Genomic DNA, 16993 nt, shown 5'->3' on the forward strand with positions numbered 1-16993 from the left:
ACTACCTTTCCAGAAACTTTGCGAACTTACTTCTTCTTCAGCAGGTCACCCAGGTTGGACGGCATGCCGCTGCCCAGACCCGGAAGGCCTCCAATTCCACCACCACCAAGACCAGCAAGACCCCCAGGCCCCATCTGCTGATCGAGCCCTGGCATCGCGGCACCCATGCCGCCCTTGCCGAACAGCGCGCCAAGGCCCTTCAGCCCGCCCATCTTGCGGATCTGCTTCATGGCCTTGGCCATTTCCATGTGCATCTTGATCAGCTTGTTGACGTCCTGCACCTGCGTGCCGGAGCCCTTGGCCACGCGGATCTTCCGCTTGGCATTGAGCAGTTCGGGGCGTTCACGCTCCTTGGGCGTCATCGAGCCGATGATGGCATCCATGTGGAGCAGGACCTTGTCGTCCATGCCCGACTGGGCCATCGCCTGCTTGGCCTTCTTCATGCCGGGCATCATGCCCGCCAGCACGCCGAGGCCCCCCATGTTCTGCATCTGGCGCAGCTGGGTGCGCAGGTCGTTCATGTCGAACTGACCCTTGGCCATGCGCGCGGCGAGCTTTTCGGCGTCTTCCGCCTGGATCGTCGCCGCCGCCTTTTCAACGATGGAGACGATATCGCCCATGCCAAGGATGCGGCCAGCCACGCGTTCGGGATGGAAGGGCTCGATCGCATCGAGCTTTTCACCCGTGGCGGCGAACTTGATCGGCTTGCCGGTGACGGCGCGCATGGAAAGCGCCGCACCACCACGCGCATCGCCATCCATGCGGGTGAGCACGACGCCAGTGAGATCGACCTCGCCCGAAAAAGACTGCGCAACGTTGACCGCGTCCTGACCAGTCAGCGCATCGACGACGAGCAGCGTTTCCTTTGGCGCCGAGACCGCAGCGACGGCTTTCATCTCGTCCATCAGGGCCGCATCGACATGCAGGCGGCCCGCAGTATCGAGCAGGAGGACGTCGACGGCCTGGAGCTTGGCGGAATGCAGCGCGCGGGTGGCGATCTCGACAGGCGACTGGCCCGGCACGATCGGCAGGGTCGCAACGCCGGCCTGTTCGCCAAGGACCTTCAGCTGTTCCTGCGCGGCAGGACGATTAACGTCGAGCGACGCCATCATGACCTTCTTGCCGCGCTTTTCCTTCAGCAGCTTGCCGATCTTGGCGGTGCTGGTGGTCTTGCCCGAGCCCTGCAGGCCGACCATCATGATGACGACCGGCGGCGCGGCATTGAGATCGAGATCGGCGGCTTCAGCGCCGAGCATTTCGACCAGCGCATCGTTGACGATCTTGACGACCTGCTGACCCGGCGTGACCGAGCGCAGGACCGACTGGCCCACGGCCTGTTCCGTCACGCTGTCAACAAAGCGGCGGACCACGGGGAGCGCGACGTCTGCTTCGAGCAGGGCGATTCGCACTTCGCGCATGGCGGCGCGGACATCGTCCTCCTGCAACGCGCCGCGGCCACGCAGGCGGTCGAAGACCCCGCTCAGCCGGTCTGAAAGACTATCGAACACGATGCAACTCCTGCACAAATCCCAAGGATTTCCGCGCATCAGGCCCGCAAAACGCCAAAAACGCCGGTGGGCGAAACCTCGCCGACCAGCGTGGGCGTCAACATCGGATGCCGACACGGAAAACCACGGTTGGCGGGCGCGGGGCCTGCCTTCCTGCGCGGCCGCTTACGCGCCTTTGGGCCGGAACGCAAGGTTTGCAGACGCTAGCCGGGGATTGCGGTGGGTCGGAAAGCTGGTCTTAACCAAATGTTGAGGACAGTTTCCGTAAAGACCGGAATGCACGCCATGACATTTGGCGGCATGTGGAGTTTCGGAACCCCTGGGCATGAACAAGCCGGACGCGACCAGCCATGACGCCGCTGCGGCAAAGGGAGCCGAGCCCCAACTGGTGAAGGCCGAGCGCGACATCGTGGCGCTGGGCATCCTGGCGGCGGCAATCATCCTGTTCGTGGGCACTGGTTCTTCGGTGCTGACCCGCATCACCCGCTCGTACCTGTTTGGCGAGAGCAATACCGACGCGCTGCTGGGCAACGCGCTGATCCTGAACATCGCACTGATCATCTTCGGCTGGCGACGGTACAAGGAGCTCAGCACCGAAGTGGGCGAACGGCGCAAGGCCGAGGAAACCGCACAGCGGCTGGCGCAGACAGACGCGCTGACCGGGTGCCTGAACCGGCGCAGCCTGGAACCGGCGATCGAGAAACTGGTGGACATCGCGCGCGCCAGCGGCGGCGAAGTGCTGGTGATGATGATCGACCTGGACAAGTTCAAGCGATCGAACGACCTGCACGGCCACAAGGTGGGCGATGAGGTGCTGATGGAGACCGCCCGCCGCATCCGCGCGCAGTTGCCGGGCCATGCGGTGATCGCGCGCCTCGGCGGCGACGAATTCACCTGCGCGCTGGCGCTGGAGCCGGGCGTGCTGACGACCGAAGACCCCAGTGCGGCAGAGAACATCGTGGCGCGGATCAACGAGACGATCGCCATGCCGATCCGCACCCATGACACGACGATCGAGGTGACCGCCTCCATCGGCCTTTCGCGCTCCATGCCGATTCCGGAGGAATGCGACGGGCGCCGGCTGGTGCAGGACCTGGTCCACCGTGCCGACCTTGCCATGTACCAGGCCAAGAAGGCCGGGCGGAACCGCTATTGCTGGTTCGAACCTTCAATGGAAAAGGAGCTGCGCTTTCGCAGCGAGCTGGAAGCCGGGATCCGCGAGGGACTGGCCAAGGGCGAGTTCGTGCCCTTCTATGAAAAGCAGGTGGACATCGACACCGGCGAAATCACCGGGTTCGAGATGCTGGCGCGCTGGCAATCGCCCCGCCACGGGCTGGTGGGGCCGGAGATCTTCATTCCGGTGGCCGAAGAAATCGGCCTGATTTCCGACCTTTCCGAACAGCTGATCGCCCGTGCGCTGCGCGATGCGCGTGATTGGGACCCGGCGCTGACGCTGTCGGTCAACATATCGCCGCTGCAGATGCGCGATCCGTGGTTTGCGCAGCGCATCCTGCGGCTGCTGGTGGAGGCGAACTTCCCGCCGCACAGGCTGGACATCGAGATCACCGAAACCTGCCTTCACGAGAACATCGGCGTGGTGCGTTCGATGATCACCAGCCTGCGCAACCAGGGCATCCGCATCAGCCTGGACGACTTCGGCACCGGATATTCCAGCCTATCGCAGCTGCGCACGCTGCCGTTCGACCGCATCAAGATCGACCGCAGCTTCGTCTCCACGCTGGGTCGCAGCAAGGACAGCGCGACGATCATCGAGGCGATCTCCTCTCTGGGGCGCGGCATGGACCTGCCGATCACGGCGGAGGGGATCGAGAACCGCGAGGTGCTGGAAGCGCTGCGCCAGTTCGGATCGTTCAAGGGTCAGGGTTATCTCTATGGCATGCCCGCGGCTGCCGAGGACGTGCGGCGCGAGCTGGGCGAGAAGGGCCTGCTGGCCGGTACCGCGCCTGCACAGGACGATGAAGGTCCGGCAGCGGTGGTGAACGGCTGATTTCCCGCCCTCCGCCGGTTGCATAGGGCCGCGCGCAGGCCTAAGTCGCGCGGCATGCAGGTTCCCTTTCGCAAGATGCACGGCCTCGGCAACGACTTCGTGGTGATCGACGCGCGCGAGATGCCCGTGGCGATGACTACGCGGCGCGCGGGCGCGCTGGCCGACCGGCGCACCGGCATCGGCTGCGACCAGCTGATCGTGCTGGAGCCGAGCGACGTGGCCGACGTCCGGATGCGCATCTTCAACAACGACGGGGGCGAAGTGGAAGCCTGCGGCAACGCCAGCCGCGCGGTGGGCCTGCTGCTGGGCGGCACGCAGGCGATCGAGACGCTGGGCGGCCTGATCCGTTCTGAAGTGACGGGTGAAGGTGTGGCGGTGGACATGGGCCGCCCGCGCTTTGACTGGCAGGCGATCCCGCTGGCCTATGCGATGGACACCCTGGCCATGCCGGTGGGCTGGGAAGAGCTGGACCAGCCGACCGCGGTGAACGTGGGCAACCCGCACGCGATCTTCTTCGTGCCCGACGCCGATGCGGTGGACCTGGCACGGCTGGGCCCGGTGATCGAGACCGACCCGCTGTTTCCCGAGCGCGTCAACGTGAACGTGGCGAGCGTGGTGGGGCCGGATCACCTGAAGTTGCGGGTGTGGGAACGCGGTGCGGGCCTGACCCGCGCGTGCGGCACGGGCGCCTGCGCCACGGCGGTTGGCGCCATGCGGCGCAGGCTGACGGGCAGGAAGGTCCGCGTTGACCTGCCGGGCGGGCCGCTGACCATCGAATGGACGGCGGACGACACCATCCTGATGACCGGGCCGGCGACGACCAGCTTTACCGGCGTGTTCGAGGATGCGGACTATCCTGCCTGAAGTCGTCACGCTGGGCTGCCGCCTGAACCTGGCCGAGAGCGAGGTGATCCGCGCCATGCTGGCGGAAGCGGAGCGACCGACGGTGGTGGTCAATTCCTGTGCCGTGACGGCCGAGGCGGTGCGCCAGTCGCGCCGCGCGGTGCGGCGGCTGCGGCGTGACCATCCCGATGCGCGCCTGCTGGTGACAGGGTGCGCCGCGACGATCGAGGCCGAGAGCTTTGCCGCGATGCCGGAAGTGGATGGCGTGGTGGCCAATGCGGGCAAACTGCTGCCGGCAAGCTGGGGCGGAAGTGCCGCCATGTTGCAATCGTCCCAGATCCACACCCGCGCGTTCGTGCCGGTGCAGACGGGATGCGACCATGCCTGCACGTTCTGCGTGATCCCGCAGGGGCGCGGGCGCAGCGTTTCAACGCCGGTGGCCGATGTGCTGGCGACGGTGGAGCGGCACCTGGCGCTGGGCGTGCGCGAGGTGGTGCTGACCGGCGTGGACGTGACCGGTTGGGGCGCGGACCTGCCCGATACGCCGAAGCTTGGCGTGCTGGTGGACGCGATCCTGCGCGCCTTCCCCGCCCTGCCACGGCTGCGGCTGTCCTCGCTGGACGGGGTGGAGATCGACGACGCGCTGTTCGAGCTTATCACCGGCGAGGACCGGGTGATGCCGCATGTCCACCTTTCGCTGCAATCGGGCAGTGACATGGTGCTGAAGCGGATGAAGCGCCGGCACAGCCGCGCCGACGCAATCGCGCTGGTGCATCTGCTGAAGGCGGCGCGGCCCGGGATCGCCGTGGGTGCCGACCTGATCGCCGGGTTTCCGACCGAGGACGAAGGCATGCATGCCGACAACCTTTCCATCGTGCGCGAATGCGCGGTGGTGCACGGGCACGTCTTTCCCTATTCCCCCCGCCCCGGCACGCCCGCCGCGCGAATGCCGCAGGTGTCGCCGCCGCTGGTGCGCGAACGCGCCGGCGAAGTGCGCGCGACGGTGGCGGCGGAGCGCGCCCGCTGGCTGCAGACGCGGCTGGGCAAGCCTGCGCAAGTGCTTGCCGAACGCGACGGCACGGGCCATGCCCCGGACTTTGCCCCCTATCGCCTGCCTGAAGGCGTGGCGCCGGGGGACTTGGTGACGATCACGCCGACAAGGATCATCGAAGGAATGCTGGCATGAGTGGCGAAAGCTGGTCCGACCGTCTTCTCGGCGGCTTCCGCAAGACATCCGAGCGGCTGGCAGGCAACCTGGCCGGCTTTGGCGGAGCGACGCGGCTGACCGAGGAGCAGCTGGACGAGATCGAGGACGCGCTGATCCTTTCGGACCTGGGCCCACGGGCGGCGGCGCGCATCCGGGGCAAGCTGGCGGCACAGCGCTTCGAAAAGGGGCTGGACGATACCACGCTGCGCGAGGCTGTGGCCGAGGAGATCGCCGCGATCCTGCGTCCGGTGGCCAAGCCGCTGGACGTTGTCGCCTTCCCCCGCCCGCAGGTGATCCTGGTGATCGGCGTGAACGGATCGGGCAAGACCACCACGATCGCCAAGCTGGCGCACCTGTTCCAGGAACAGGATTATGGGGTGATGCTGGCCGCCGGTGACACCTATCGCGCCGCGGCCATCGGCCAGCTGAAGGTGTGGGCCGACAGGCTGGGCGTGCCGATCGTGACCGGACCGGAAGGCGGCGATCCCGCCTCGATCGTGTTTGATGCGGTGAAGGAGGCGACCGGAACCGGCATCGACGCCCTGATCGTGGATACCGCCGGGCGGCTGCACAACAAGCGCGAGCTGATGGACGAGCTGGCCAAGGTGCGCCGCGTGCTGGGCCGGCTGAACCCCGAGGCGCCGCATGACGTGGTGCTGGTGCTCGACGCAACCAACGGGCAGAACGCGCTGCAGCAGATCGAGATCTTCCGCGAGGTGGCGGGAGTGACCGGCCTGATCATGACTAAGCTGGACGGCACCGCGCGCGGTGGCGTGCTGGTGGCGGCGGCGGAGCAATATGGCCTGCCGATTCATGCCATCGGGGTGGGCGAAAAGATTGATGACCTACGGCCGTTTGACCCCGATCTGCTGGCCAAGGTGATTGCGGGAGTGTTCCAGTGAGCGCGGACGGCAAGAAGGCGGCGTCATCCTGGGTGAACCTGGCGGTCGATTACGGGCCGCTGCTGGTGTTCTTCCTCACCTATCGCCAGTTCAGCCCCAAGGACGCGGGCGGCGTGGGCGCCATTGTGGCGGTGACCAAGGGCACGATCGCCTTCATGGTGGCAACGGTGATCGCGCTGGTGGTGTCGAAATGGCGGCTCGGCAAGATCTCGCCAATGCTGTGGCTGTCTTCCGCGTTGATCATCGGGTTCGGCGCGCTGACGGTGTTCCTGGGCGATCCCGAATGGATTTGGCACAAGCCAACGGCTGTGTACCTTATGTTTGCATTGGTCCTATTTGCTGGTTGGATGCGAGACAAAGCTGCACTGAAGTACCTTCTGCAATCGGCCTTCCCCGGACTCAACGATCTCGGCTGGTTGAAGCTGTCTTTCAATTGGGCAATCTTCTTCTTGGTTCTGGCCGCATTGAACGAGGGATTGATAGCGTATTTGAAGCATCAATATCCCGACTGGCAGGTGCTTCTGAAGAACGATCGAGACCCGATCACGCCGATCTGGCTGAACGCGAAGCTGTTCTTCGTTACTCCAATTTCGTTCCTGTTTACCTTCACGCAGATTCCCATGTTGCTGCGCCATGGTCTTGGCGAAACAGCGGAAAATGAAGTGGTGGAGAGCCCGCCGCACGATTGAAACGCCCTGCCGCACGGCAAAACCGTGTGACATTTGGCGCACACCCCTTAATATGCGCGGCGAAGGGCTCGCCCGGCCAGGCAGGGCCCGATCTGGACGCGCGTAAAAAATAAGGGGGATATCGTTTTATGGCCAAGTTCTTTGGAAACCTGCACCTGGTGCTGGTGGTCGGCCTCGTTGCCGCGATCGCCGTGATGCTGGGCTTTGGCTCCAGCGCACCGGTGGACGCAAATTCGGTGCTGCGCTGGCTGCACGTGTTCTTCGGCATCCTGTGGATCGGGCTGCTGTACTACCTGAACTTCGTGCAGGTGCCGACCATGCCGGCCATTCCGGCCGAGCAGAAGCCCGCGATCATCGGGCACATCGCGCCCAAGGTGTTCTTCTTCTTCCGTTATGCCGCGCTGCTCACCGTGGTGACCGGGCTCGGCATCGCGATTGTCACCGGCTATGCCCACCAGGCGATGACCTTCTCCGGTGAAGGCAACGTGAAGCTGATCGGCCTGGGCATGTGGCTGGCGCTGGTGATGGCGTTCAACGTGTGGTTCATCATCTGGCCCGCGCAGAAGAAGATCCTGGGCATCGTGGAAGCGAGCGCCGAGGAGAAGGCCGCCGCTGCGCCGCGCGCGCTGATGGCCAGCCGCACCAACCTGCTGCTGTCGCTGCCGATGCTCTATTGCATGGTCAGCGCCAACCTCGGCTGATCGCCAGACCTGACAAAAAACGGGCGGCGCGGCGTTCACCAACGCCGCGCCGTCTGCTTTTGCAGGAACCGGCAGGGGCAACGGGCGTTGCCCGCCCATCTGCCATGGACGGAGAGTGATATCCGATGCGCAAGTTTGTTCTGATCGCCGCCACCGCTGCCGCCGCGCTGGGCCTGGCCGCCTGTTCCGAAAAGACGCAGGACGCAGCGTCTGAAACGGCAACCTCAGCCGCCAATGACGTGGCGACCGCGGCCAGCGACGTGACCACCACAGCCGCCCAAGGCGCCGACGCCGTGGGCGATGCTGCCAACAAGGCAGTGGACGACGCCGGCCGCGCCGCCGACGCCGCTGCAGACAAGGCCGCTGCCGCCGCCGACAAGGCCGGCGAGGCTGCCGACCGCATGGGCGATGGCGTGAAGCAGGGTGCGCGCGACGCCAAGAACGTGCTCGCCACCCCGACGGCGACCGCTACGCCGAAGTAAGCATCCCGCCCTTCAAGGGGTTCAGGACCCGCCCGTGGCCTTTGGCTGCGGGCGGGTTTTCTGTGCGGAGAAGCGGTTCGAATGGCTCATCACGAGCGGCGCCACGAGTATCTGGCGTACGCATCTGGATGTGCTTTGCTTCAGAACAGAGCGGACAACGTCTCCAGCAGCCTGCCAGGTGCATAGGGCTTGGACAGGACCGGAACTCCCGCAAAATCGCCTTCCACGCTGCCATAGCCGGTGGCGATGATGAAGGGCACGCCACGGTTGGCCAGCGCGCGGGCGACAGGTTCGCCCGGTTCGCCGCCAAGGTTCCAATCGAGGACAGCGGCATCAATCCCTTCCACAGCGGCAAGCTCCAGCGCCTCCGCCAGCGACCCGGCGGGGCCGAGAACCTGGGCGCCTTCATCTTCGATAACATCACATAGCATGGCGGCGACGATGAACTCGTCCTCGACCACCAGGATAGTCTTGCCGGCAATCATGCAGAAGCTCCAAGGGGGAAGGAAATGGTGCAGACGAGCCCGTCAGATGCATATGCAACCTCGGCGGTGCCTTGCATCTGGCGCTCGACAGCATCGACGATCAGGCGCGAACCGAAACCCTTGCGCGTGGGAACGACAACGGCGGGCCCACCCATTTCGCGCCATTGCAACTCAAGCCGCCGGCAATCTTCGATGCGCCGCCAGATCACGTCGACGCAGCCTTCATCCACCGAAAGAGCCCCGTACTTCAGGGCGTTGGTGGCGAGTTCATGCAGCACCATGACCAACGGAACCGTTGGCGCGGCGGGAATCACCAGATCGGGACCGCACAACCGCACCGCGCCGCTTTGGCCACAGATGGCGGTGCCCTGCCGCACCAGGTCGAAGATCGGCGCGCCGGCCCAGGCCGCATTGGACAGCGCCGTGTGCGCCGCGGCAAGCGCGGAGAGACGCTCGTTGAACTTGACCACGGGATCGCGGGGCATGTCCTGCCCGCGGAAGGTCTGGTGCGCCATCGCCTGCACAACCATCAACGTGTTCTTCACGCGGTGGTTCAGTTCCTCGATCAGCAGGCTGGTGCGTTCTTCCAGCAGGCGGCGTTCGGTGATGTCGATACCGGTGGACTGGGCCACCAGCAGGTGGCCCTCGTCATCAAATTCTAGCGCATGGTTGCGCCATAGCGTCCAACGAGGTCCCTCGGGCGTATCCAGACGGTTTTCGATGGTGACTTCGGTCTTTTCGGGCGTGAGCCGGGCCATGTCGGCCCGCACGTTGCCGTGGTCGTCGGCCAGCACAAAATCCCACAAGCTGCGCCCCACCATGCTTTCGGGCGTCTGCCCCATTGTGCTGGCATAAGCGCGATTGGCGAACAGGATTGTGCCATCCGCATGGAAACGGCAGACCATTTCAAGCTGATCGTCGAGTATTTCCCGCAAGACGGCGGCATTTTGCAACATGGCGTCGTCCCCTGAATCCTGTAGGGATTAACAGATTACGACCGGGTGCCAACAGCCTTTGACACACCCCTGTGTAAACACCTGATGTCTTTCGATAGCGTCGATCAGATCTTCAGCTGGCTGCCCAACTCGACCACGCGATTGGTCGGCAGGCGGAAAAACTCCATCGCACTGGCGGCATTGCGCAGCATCCATGCGAACAGTTTTTCCCGCCACAGCGCCATGCCCGGCTTGTCCGAAGGGATCAGGGTTTGGCGCGAGAGGAAGAAGCTGGTCTTCATCATGTCGAACGGTTCACCGCACATGGTGACGGTGCGCAGCGCGGCGGGCACGTCGGTTTCTTCCAGGAAGCCGAAGCGCAGCGACAGGCGATAGAACCCGTTGCCATAGTCCTTCACCGAGAAGCGTTCACCCGCATCGACATAGGGCACGTCGGCGATCTGGACGGTGAGGATCACCACGCGATCGTGCAGAACCTTGTTGTGCTTGATGTTGTGCAGCAACGCCGAAGGCACCCCGTCCGATGTGCTGGCCATGAACACGGCCGTGCCGGGCACCCGGGCGGCGCTGTTGTGCGCGCTCTTGGTGAAGACCTCCAGCGGGATGGTGCCTTCGGCCATGTTCTGCCGCATCAGCGCGCGGCCGCGCGACCAGGTGGTGAGCAGCGTGAAGATGGCAATGCCCATCAGCAGAGGCACCCAGCCGCCATCGGGGATCTTGGTCATGTTCGCGCCGAGATAACCGGCGTCGATCAGGAAGAACAGCAGCAGCAGCCCCAGTGCAAAGGGCGGCCTCCAGCTCCACAGCTTGAACAGCACAACCGCGAGCAGGAAGTTGTCGATCAGCATCGCGCCCGTCACCGCGATGCCATAGGCGGCGGTGAGGTTGGACGAATGCTGGAACACCAGCACCAGCAGGATCACCGCGATCATCAGCGCGAAGTTGATCACCGGGATATAGATCTGCCCGGCGGCCGTGGAGGTGTGCTTGATCGTCATCCGCGGGATGAAGCCGAGCTGGATTGCCTGCTGCGTGACCGAGAACGCGCCCGAGATCACCGCCTGCGAGGCGATGACCGCAGCCGCGCTGGCCAGCGCCAGAAGCGGCCACTGGAACCACTGCGGCGCAAGGAAATAGAACGGGCTCTCCAGCGCCGGTTCACCCATCCGCATCAGCAGCGAAGCCTGGCCGAGATAGTTGAGCACCAGCGCGGGCAGCACGAAGACCAGCCACGACATGCGGATGGGGTTGCGCCCGAAATGGCCCATGTCGGCATAAAGCGCCTCTGCCCCGGTGACGGCCAGCACTGCCGCGCCCATGGCAAGGAAGCCACGGAAGGGATCGGCCACGAACATCGCCACGGCATGGTGCGGCGAAAGCGCGGTGACGACATGCGGAAATAGCGCGATCGACATCACGCCGAGAACAGAGATCGTGGCGAAATAGAGCAGCATGATCGGGCCGAAGAAGGTGGCGACCTTTTCCGTGCCGCGGCTCTGGATAAGGAACAGGCCGATCAGGATGACAACGACAAGCGGCACCACGGCACGGCCCATAGAGGGTTCGTAGACCGCCAGGCCTTCGATCGCGCCCATCACCGAAACGGCGGGGGTGATCATCGAATCGCCATAGAACAGCGCGGTGGCGAATACGCCGAGCAGGATGATGCCCTTGCCCCAGCGCCTGCCAGACGTGTGCTGGTTGATCAGCGCGAGCAGGGCCAGCGAGCCGCCCTCCCCCTTGTTGTCGGCACGCATGATCACGGTGACGTACTTCAGCGTCACGATGATCATCATCGACCAGAACATCAGGCTGATGATGCCATAGACGTGAAGCTGATCGAGCGGGAGCTTGTGATGCCCGGCGAACGTATCGCGCAGGGCGTAGAGCGGGCTGGTGCCGATGTCACCGAAGACGACGCCGATCGCGCCGACCGAAAGCTTCAGCAGGCTGCCGGAGTGTCCTCCATGATGCCCGTGGCCATCGGAATGGGCGCCCGAAGAGGGCGCATTGCCCGCCGGGGTTCCTGCCTTGTGGGCAACATCGGTAACGGTCTGCGCATCAACCATGGCAAGCGGGCCCCCGGCTTTCGCCCAACGCCGCCGATATCCACACGGATGCCGGAGCGGCGCGGCGCTTTAGCACTGGCCCCAAGACCCCGCAATGGGAGGCCGATCGGGCTGCGCGATGGGGAAACGCCACGCGCAGCAGGGCGTTCCAGCCAAGGAAATCAGGGGTTTATTCGGCGGAAGCGGATGCATCGGCCGAGGGTGCAGCGGTGGGCTCCATCTGCGGTGCCGCAGGCGGCGTCGCAGGTGCCTGCCCTGAAGCAGCCAGCATCGAATCGATGCGCGCCAGCCGCGCCTGCAGATCGGCACGATAGGGGGCATCAGCGGGCGAACGCGCGAGCAGTTCCGCCCAGATCGCGCGGGCATCGGCCAGGCGGCCAGACTGCGCCAGCGCGAGGCCCATGAAGAACGGAGGGCCGGGATGCTCGGGCGAAATCTTTGCCGCCTTCTGGAAGGCGAACTGCGCCGCGGGGGTGATCATCCCTTCGCTGTGGCCGACCAGCGCATTGCCCAGCGCCACCCACAGGTCCGCATCGCCGGGCTGGGCCTGCACCGCCTTGCCCAGCACGTCGGCCGAGGCGCGATACTGTCCCTGCCGCGCCAGCGCATCTGACAGGACCAGCCAGGATTGCCCCTTGCCGAACTGGTCACCCATTTCGGCGCGCTGCTTGATCAGCTCCGCATCCGCGACCTTCTGATCCTCGACAGCAGTGCGCGGCGCGCCGGGCAGGCCGGGATGGCCCTGCAGCGCATAGCCGGAAATGCCGAAAAGCAGCGCCGCACCGGTGATTTCCCACCCGGCGCGCGGAAGCTTGAGCATGAAGGCCATGGTGCCGAACGCGATGGCAGCAAGCACGAGGACGATAACCCAGGTCATTCGCCCGATCCTTCGACGGGGGTTTCGGCTCTCCGCCGGAAGCGCCCGCGCAGCAGCAGCGCGGCGAGCGCAAGGAACACCAGCGGCGCGGCGAACAGCGGCCAGGTGATCGGCTTCACTTGCGGGGTATAGCTGACGTAATCGCCATAGCGTTCGATCAGCCACTGGCGGATATGTTCGGGCTCCTCGCCCGCAGCGATGCGGGTGCGGACCTGGTGGCGCATGTCGCCGGCCATCGGCGCATCGCTGTCGGCGATCGACTGGCTCTGGCACTTGAGGCAGCGCAGCGTTTCCATCAGCGCCTGGGCCTTCGCTTCTTGCGCGGAGTCGGGCAGCTGCCTGTAGGCATAGGGTGCGGGCGGCAGCATGTCCTGCGCGGTGGCGGGGACGGTCAGCGTGAGTGCCAGCAGAGCGAACAGCAGGCGGATCATTGTGCCGCCTCCGCCAGCTTGCCGAGGATCAGCGGCACGTCTTCGGGACGGATGTCGCCGATGTGCTGATAGCGGATCACGCCCTTGCCATCGACCACGAAGGTTTCGGGCACGCCGGATGACCCGATCGCGAGCTGGACCTGGCTGAGATCATCCTTGCCGATGCGCTTGAACGGGTTGCCGTTGGTGGCGAGGAAGCGGTCAAGGTCTTCCTTGCGATCACGGATGGCCACGCCGTCAATCTCGATGCCCTGGGCGGCGAGCGCGGCCAGTTGCGGGCTTTCCACCGCGCAGGGCACGCACCAGCTGGCGAAGACGTTGAGCAGGCGCGGCTTGCCGGCCCGGAAGGTGGCGGTGGCGAGGCCGGGGCGCGCTTCGGTGGCGGGGGGCAGATTGAATTCGGGCAGCGGCTTGCCGATGAAGGCGCTAGCGACCTCCCGATCCGCAGGGCGGACGAGGCCCCAGATGACGAGAACGAAGAACGCGCCGAACAGCGCCAGCGGCAGCCACAGCGCAAGGCCGGGCTTCTTCTTCACGAGGTCGCGGGGATCGGTCGTCATCGGCCCTGCCTCTGCCTGCGGTAGGCAATCTTGTCGGTGGCGACGAGACGGCGGATGTCGCTGGCCACGCGGCCCAACAGCGCAAGCAGGCCGCCGAGCGCAACAAGCAGGCCGCCCAGCCAGATCAGCGGCACGAACGGCTTCCACCAGAAGCGCATCTGCCAGCGCCCGTCCTCGCCCTCTTCCCCCAGCACGGCGTAAAGCTGGCCGTTCCAGCGCGTCTTGAGCGCGGATTCGGTGCGGTTGCCCGGCGGGTTGGAGAAGGTGCGCGCCTGCGGATGCAGGATGGCAGGCTCGCCCCCGGCATAGCTGGCGGCAACGGTGGCTTCCAACGCGGTCCAGTTGGGTCCGGCGACCGGGGCAATATTTTTCAGGGTGAGCGTGTAGGGACCGACCTGCTGGCTGTCGCCGGGGTTCATCGCGGCGAGCCGTTCGGTGGAAAAGGCGGATTCGCTGGCCATGCCGAACAGCGCCACGGCAATGCCGAAGTGGGCGATGACCATGCCCCAGATCGGCAGCGGGGTGCGGTGCAGGTTGCGCCCACGCAGGGGCAGGAAGCTGGCATAGGCCACACCCACCGCCACGGCGAGGCCAAGCAGGGGGAGGACCTTGATCTGTGGCGCGAGCACTTCCACGCCGAGCAGCACGGCTGCGGCCAGCACCGCGGCAATGGCCACGGGCATCGTGATGCGGTTCAGCCTGTCCTGCCGCCAGCGCAGCAGCGGGCCGACCGCAAGGACCAGCAGCATGGGAATGGCAAAGATGGCAGAGACCGGGTTGAAATAGGGCGGGCCGACCGAGACCTTGACCCCCATCGCCTCGGTCAGCAGCGGATAGAGCGTGCCGACCAGGACAATGCCGAGGATGCCGCAGAGCATCACGTTGTTGAACACCAGCGCGGCTTCACGGCTGACGAAGCTGAACCGCGAACCTTCGGTCACGGTTGACGCGCGCACGCCGAACAGGGTGAGCGCACCGCCGATGTAGATGGCGAGCAGCGCGAGGATGAACGAGCCACGTTCCGGATCGACCGCGAAGGCATGGACCGAGGTGAGGATACCCGAACGGACGAGGAAGGTGCCGACCATCGACATCGAGAACGCGATCACGCCGAGCATGACCGTCCACGCGCGCAGGGCGTTGCGGCTGGCAAGGACCGATGCGGAATGGAGCAGAGCAGTGGCGGCGAGCCACGGCATAAGCGAGGCGTTCTCCACCGGATCCCAGAACCACCATCCGCCCCAGCCGAGCGTGTAGTACGCCCAATAGGACCCGGCGGTGATACCTAGGGTGAGGAATATCCACGCGCCGAGTACCCATGGCCGCATGGCACGGGCGAAGGCAGGGCCGACATCGCGCGTGACCAGCGCACCAATGGCGAAGCTGAACGCGATCGAGAGGCCGACATAGCCGACATAGAGCGTAGGCGGGTGGAAGGCGAGACCGACGTCCTGCAGCAGCGGGTTGAGCCCGGCACCTTCGGGCGCGGGTTCGGGCAGCCGTTCGAAGGGATTCGAACTGAGCAGAAGGAAGGCGTAGAAGCCAAGGCTGACAAAGGCCTGACCGGCCAGAGTGGCGATCAGCGTGTCTTCCCGCAGTCGCTTTTCGATCAGCGCAACAATGCCGCCGGCCACCGCCATGATGGTGACCCACAGCAGCATCGAACCTTCATGGTTGCCCCAGGTGCCTGCCAGCTTGAAGATGAAGGGCTTGGCCGAATGGCTGTTTTCCGCAACCAGCTTTACCGACAGGTCAGTGGTGAGGAACAGGCTGACAAGGCAGGCGAAGGCGATCAGCACCAGCACGCCCTGCATCACCGCCACCGGCCGGACCACATCGATCAGGTTTGCCCCCCGAGGCTTGAGCGCAAGCACGCCGGCAACAAGCTGCAGCACGGCAAGCGCCGCCGCCATCCACAGGACTGCTAGGCCGATTTCCGCGATCATTTCGTTTCGGCCACCACTTGTTTCACCTGCTGCGCGCTCATGTCCTTCATCTCGCGCGGCACGTACTTCTCGTCATGCTTGGCGAGCAGATTGTCGGCGACGAAGGTCTGCCCTTCCATCCGCCCTTCGGCCACCACGCCAGAGCCTTCCACAAAAAGATCCGGCGTGATGCCGGTGAAGCGAACGGGCACGCGCGCCTTGCCATCGCCCACCGTGAAATCGATCGTCACGCCATCGGGGCGTGTCCTGATGGAGCCCTTTTCCACCATGCCGCCAAGGCGCACGGCACGGCCCTGCTCCGGCGGCTTGGCCACGAGTTCGCTCGGCACGTAGAAGTAGCTCGCCTGGTTGCGCAGCGCGAAGGCGGCAAGCAGCCCTGCCCCGACCAGCGCGATCAGCGCGACGACGAGCAGGACGAGACGCTGGTGCTTGGGCTTGATCGCACTCATTTGCCGCGCACCTTATCCCGTCGCCGTTCGGCGCGCACCATGGCCCAAAGGGACCACCCGACCAGCACCACCGTGCCGATTACCCCGATGGCGAGCGCCGCCATCACGAAATCCCATTGGTTCAGTCGTTCGTGCATGGTGGAATCAGGCCATCGCTTTCCGGCGCAGCCGCGCCTCGGCCTGGATATCGGCCAGCAGCATGCGCATGCGCGCCAGCACCACCCCGCCGAAGATCAGCGTAAAGCCGACCGCCGCAATCAGCAGCGGCCACAGGAAGGTGCCATCGATCGAGGACTTGCCCATGGTGATCGAAGGCGGCTGGTGCAGGCTGTTCCACCAGACGACGGAACGGTTGATGATCGGGATGTTGATCGCGCCGACAAGGCCGAAGATGGCGGTGACGCGGCTGGCGCCGCCCCCGGCCTGCGCATCCTTTTGCGCGGCGCCGGCCAGCGCGATGTAGCCCAGGTAGAGAAACAGCAGCACGAGGAAGCTGGTCAGCCGTCCGTCCCATACCCACCAAGTGCCCCAGGTGGGCCGCGCCCAGATCGAGCCGGTGGCGAGGCAGATGGCGGTGAAGGCCGCCCCCGGCACCGCCGCCGCGCGTGCGGCGATGGCCGCCAGCGGGTGCCGCCAGACCAGTTCGACCACGCTGGAAATGGCGATGGTGGACCATCCGGCCATGCCCAGCCAGGCAGCGGGAACGTGGATGAACAGGATGCGCACGGTATCGCCCATCAGGCGATCGGGCGGAACCATGAACAGGCCCCAGGCCAGCGCGCCGAACGCCATGACCAGCCCGGGAACGAGCATCAGCGGCATCAGCCAGCGCGCCAGGCGCAGGAAGCGGGCAGGATTGGCGAAACCGTGCATGGTCCGT

18 protein-coding genes are annotated in these 16993 nt (G+C 65.4%); 7 read left to right on the forward strand and 11 right to left on the reverse strand.

The window, feature by feature from the left end; translation table 11 throughout:
- Nucleotides 1-26 precede the first annotated feature (26 nt).
- The gene (gene ffh / locus POM99_RS16660) at nt 27-1508 is read right to left on the reverse strand and encodes a signal recognition particle protein (RefSeq protein WP_277279612.1); all 1482 of its coding nucleotides are present in this window, start codon (nt 1506-1508) and stop codon (nt 27-29) included.
- Between the two features lie 325 nt (nt 1509-1833).
- On the opposite strand from ffh, the gene POM99_RS16665 reads away from it, so the two are divergent.
- The 7 genes from POM99_RS16665 to POM99_RS16695 all read left to right on the forward strand — a co-directional run bounded on the left by POM99_RS16665 (nt 1834) and on the right by POM99_RS16695 (nt 8340).
- Nucleotides 1834-3516, forward strand: coding sequence for a putative bifunctional diguanylate cyclase/phosphodiesterase (locus POM99_RS16665; RefSeq protein ID WP_277279613.1), 1683 nt, complete (start codon nt 1834-1836; stop codon nt 3514-3516).
- A gap of 54 nt (nt 3517-3570) precedes the next feature.
- Nucleotides 3571-4380, forward strand: coding sequence for a diaminopimelate epimerase (dapF, locus tag POM99_RS16670; protein WP_277279614.1), 810 nt, complete (start codon nt 3571-3573; stop codon nt 4378-4380).
- Nucleotides 4361-5545 (forward strand): MiaB/RimO family radical SAM methylthiotransferase, encoded by a 1185-nt coding sequence (locus tag POM99_RS16675; protein ID WP_277279615.1) that lies wholly within the window; start codon nt 4361-4363, stop codon nt 5543-5545. The genes dapF and POM99_RS16675 overlap by 20 nt, the downstream gene beginning before the upstream one ends.
- Nucleotides 5542-6468 (forward strand): signal recognition particle-docking protein FtsY, encoded by a 927-nt coding sequence (gene ftsY / locus POM99_RS16680; protein WP_277279616.1) that lies wholly within the window; start codon nt 5542-5544, stop codon nt 6466-6468. Before POM99_RS16675 ends, ftsY begins: the two co-directional genes overlap by 4 nt.
- Nucleotides 6465-7157, forward strand: coding sequence for an inner membrane-spanning protein YciB (locus POM99_RS16685; protein ID WP_277279617.1), 693 nt, complete (start codon nt 6465-6467; stop codon nt 7155-7157). Before ftsY ends, POM99_RS16685 begins: the two co-directional genes overlap by 4 nt.
- A gap of 128 nt (nt 7158-7285) precedes the next feature.
- Nucleotides 7286-7858, forward strand: a complete 573-nt coding sequence (locus tag POM99_RS16690) for a urate hydroxylase PuuD (protein ID WP_277279618.1) — start codon at nt 7286-7288, stop codon at nt 7856-7858.
- A gap of 125 nt (nt 7859-7983) precedes the next feature.
- Complete coding sequence (locus tag POM99_RS16695) at nt 7984-8340, forward strand: hypothetical protein (protein WP_277279619.1); 357 nt, start codon at nt 7984-7986, stop codon at nt 8338-8340.
- A gap of 140 nt (nt 8341-8480) precedes the next feature.
- On the opposite strand, the gene POM99_RS16700 is transcribed toward POM99_RS16695, so the two are convergent.
- The 10 genes from POM99_RS16700 to ccmC form a co-directional block, all read right to left on the reverse strand.
- Nucleotides 8481-8825 carry a response regulator gene (locus POM99_RS16700; RefSeq protein WP_277279620.1) on the reverse strand — a complete coding sequence of 115 codons (345 nt, stop codon included), beginning with the start codon at nt 8823-8825 and terminating at the stop codon, nt 8481-8483.
- Nucleotides 8822-9781, reverse strand: a complete 960-nt coding sequence (locus tag POM99_RS16705; protein ID WP_277279621.1) for a sensor histidine kinase — start codon at nt 9779-9781, stop codon at nt 8822-8824. The genes POM99_RS16700 and POM99_RS16705 overlap by 4 nt, the downstream gene beginning before the upstream one ends.
- 104 nt (nt 9782-9885) lie before the next feature.
- The gene (locus POM99_RS16710; protein ID WP_277279622.1) at nt 9886-11850 is read right to left on the reverse strand and encodes a potassium transporter Kup; all 1965 of its coding nucleotides are present in this window, start codon (nt 11848-11850) and stop codon (nt 9886-9888) included.
- Between the two features lie 169 nt (nt 11851-12019).
- A complete protein-coding gene (locus POM99_RS16715; RefSeq protein ID WP_277279623.1) occupies nt 12020-12727 on the reverse strand; it encodes a tetratricopeptide repeat protein in 708 nt (235 codons plus the stop codon).
- Nucleotides 12724-13158 carry a cytochrome c-type biogenesis protein gene (locus POM99_RS16720; protein WP_277279624.1) on the reverse strand — a complete coding sequence of 145 codons (435 nt, stop codon included), beginning with the start codon at nt 13156-13158 and terminating at the stop codon, nt 12724-12726. Before POM99_RS16720 ends, POM99_RS16715 begins: the two co-directional genes overlap by 4 nt.
- Nucleotides 13155-13718, reverse strand: a complete 564-nt coding sequence (locus POM99_RS16725; protein WP_277279625.1) for a DsbE family thiol:disulfide interchange protein — start codon at nt 13716-13718, stop codon at nt 13155-13157. The genes POM99_RS16720 and POM99_RS16725 overlap by 4 nt, the downstream gene beginning before the upstream one ends.
- Entirely contained in the window at nt 13715-15664 is a 1950-nt protein-coding gene (locus POM99_RS16730) for a heme lyase CcmF/NrfE family subunit (RefSeq protein WP_277279626.1), read from the reverse strand. The genes POM99_RS16725 and POM99_RS16730 overlap by 4 nt, the downstream gene beginning before the upstream one ends.
- Nucleotides 15661-16113, reverse strand: a complete 453-nt coding sequence (gene ccmE, locus POM99_RS16735; protein ID WP_277279627.1) for a cytochrome c maturation protein CcmE — start codon at nt 16111-16113, stop codon at nt 15661-15663. The genes POM99_RS16730 and ccmE overlap by 4 nt, the downstream gene beginning before the upstream one ends.
- On the reverse strand, nt 16110-16250 hold the full coding sequence (locus tag POM99_RS16740) for a hypothetical protein (protein ID WP_277279628.1): 141 nt from the start codon (nt 16248-16250) through the stop codon (nt 16110-16112). The genes ccmE and POM99_RS16740 overlap by 4 nt, the downstream gene beginning before the upstream one ends.
- Nucleotides 16251-16257: 7 nt before the next feature.
- Complete coding sequence (gene ccmC, locus POM99_RS16745; RefSeq protein WP_277279629.1) at nt 16258-16986, reverse strand: heme ABC transporter permease CcmC; 729 nt, start codon at nt 16984-16986, stop codon at nt 16258-16260.
- Nucleotides 16987-16993: the final 7 nt, after the last annotated feature.

This window comes from Novosphingobium cyanobacteriorum, assembly GCF_029436685.1.
Taxonomy (GTDB): domain Bacteria; phylum Pseudomonadota; class Alphaproteobacteria; order Sphingomonadales; family Sphingomonadaceae; genus Novosphingobium; species Novosphingobium cyanobacteriorum.

Coding starts and splice junctions, on each gene's coding strand:
- POM99_RS16740 (WP_277279628.1), bottom strand. CDS start 16,250: ATGCACGAACGACTGAACCAATGGGATTTCGTGATGGCGGCGCTCGCC.
- POM99_RS16690 (WP_277279618.1), top strand. CDS start 7,286: ATGGCCAAGTTCTTTGGAAACCTGCACCTGGTGCTGGTGGTCGGCCTC.
- ftsY (WP_277279616.1), top strand. CDS start 5,542: ATGAGTGGCGAAAGCTGGTCCGACCGTCTTCTCGGCGGCTTCCGCAAG.
- POM99_RS16700 (WP_277279620.1), bottom strand. CDS start 8,825: ATGATTGCCGGCAAGACTATCCTGGTGGTCGAGGACGAGTTCATCGTC.
- POM99_RS16725 (WP_277279625.1), bottom strand. CDS start 13,718: ATGACGACCGATCCCCGCGACCTCGTGAAGAAGAAGCCCGGCCTTGCG.
- ccmC (WP_277279629.1), bottom strand. CDS start 16,986: ATGCACGGTTTCGCCAATCCTGCCCGCTTCCTGCGCCTGGCGCGCTGG.
- POM99_RS16695 (WP_277279619.1), top strand. CDS start 7,984: ATGCGCAAGTTTGTTCTGATCGCCGCCACCGCTGCCGCCGCGCTGGGC.
- ccmE (WP_277279627.1), bottom strand. CDS start 16,113: ATGAGTGCGATCAAGCCCAAGCACCAGCGTCTCGTCCTGCTCGTCGTC.
- POM99_RS16720 (WP_277279624.1), bottom strand. CDS start 13,158: ATGATCCGCCTGCTGTTCGCTCTGCTGGCACTCACGCTGACCGTCCCC.
- POM99_RS16710 (WP_277279622.1), bottom strand. CDS start 11,850: ATGGTTGATGCGCAGACCGTTACCGATGTTGCCCACAAGGCAGGAACC.
- POM99_RS16675 (WP_277279615.1), top strand. CDS start 4,361: ATGCGGACTATCCTGCCTGAAGTCGTCACGCTGGGCTGCCGCCTGAAC.
- dapF (WP_277279614.1), top strand. CDS start 3,571: ATGCAGGTTCCCTTTCGCAAGATGCACGGCCTCGGCAACGACTTCGTG.
- POM99_RS16730 (WP_277279626.1), bottom strand. CDS start 15,664: ATGATCGCGGAAATCGGCCTAGCAGTCCTGTGGATGGCGGCGGCGCTT.
- POM99_RS16665 (WP_277279613.1), top strand. CDS start 1,834: ATGAACAAGCCGGACGCGACCAGCCATGACGCCGCTGCGGCAAAGGGA.
- POM99_RS16715 (WP_277279623.1), bottom strand. CDS start 12,727: ATGACCTGGGTTATCGTCCTCGTGCTTGCTGCCATCGCGTTCGGCACC.
- POM99_RS16705 (WP_277279621.1), bottom strand. CDS start 9,781: ATGTTGCAAAATGCCGCCGTCTTGCGGGAAATACTCGACGATCAGCTT.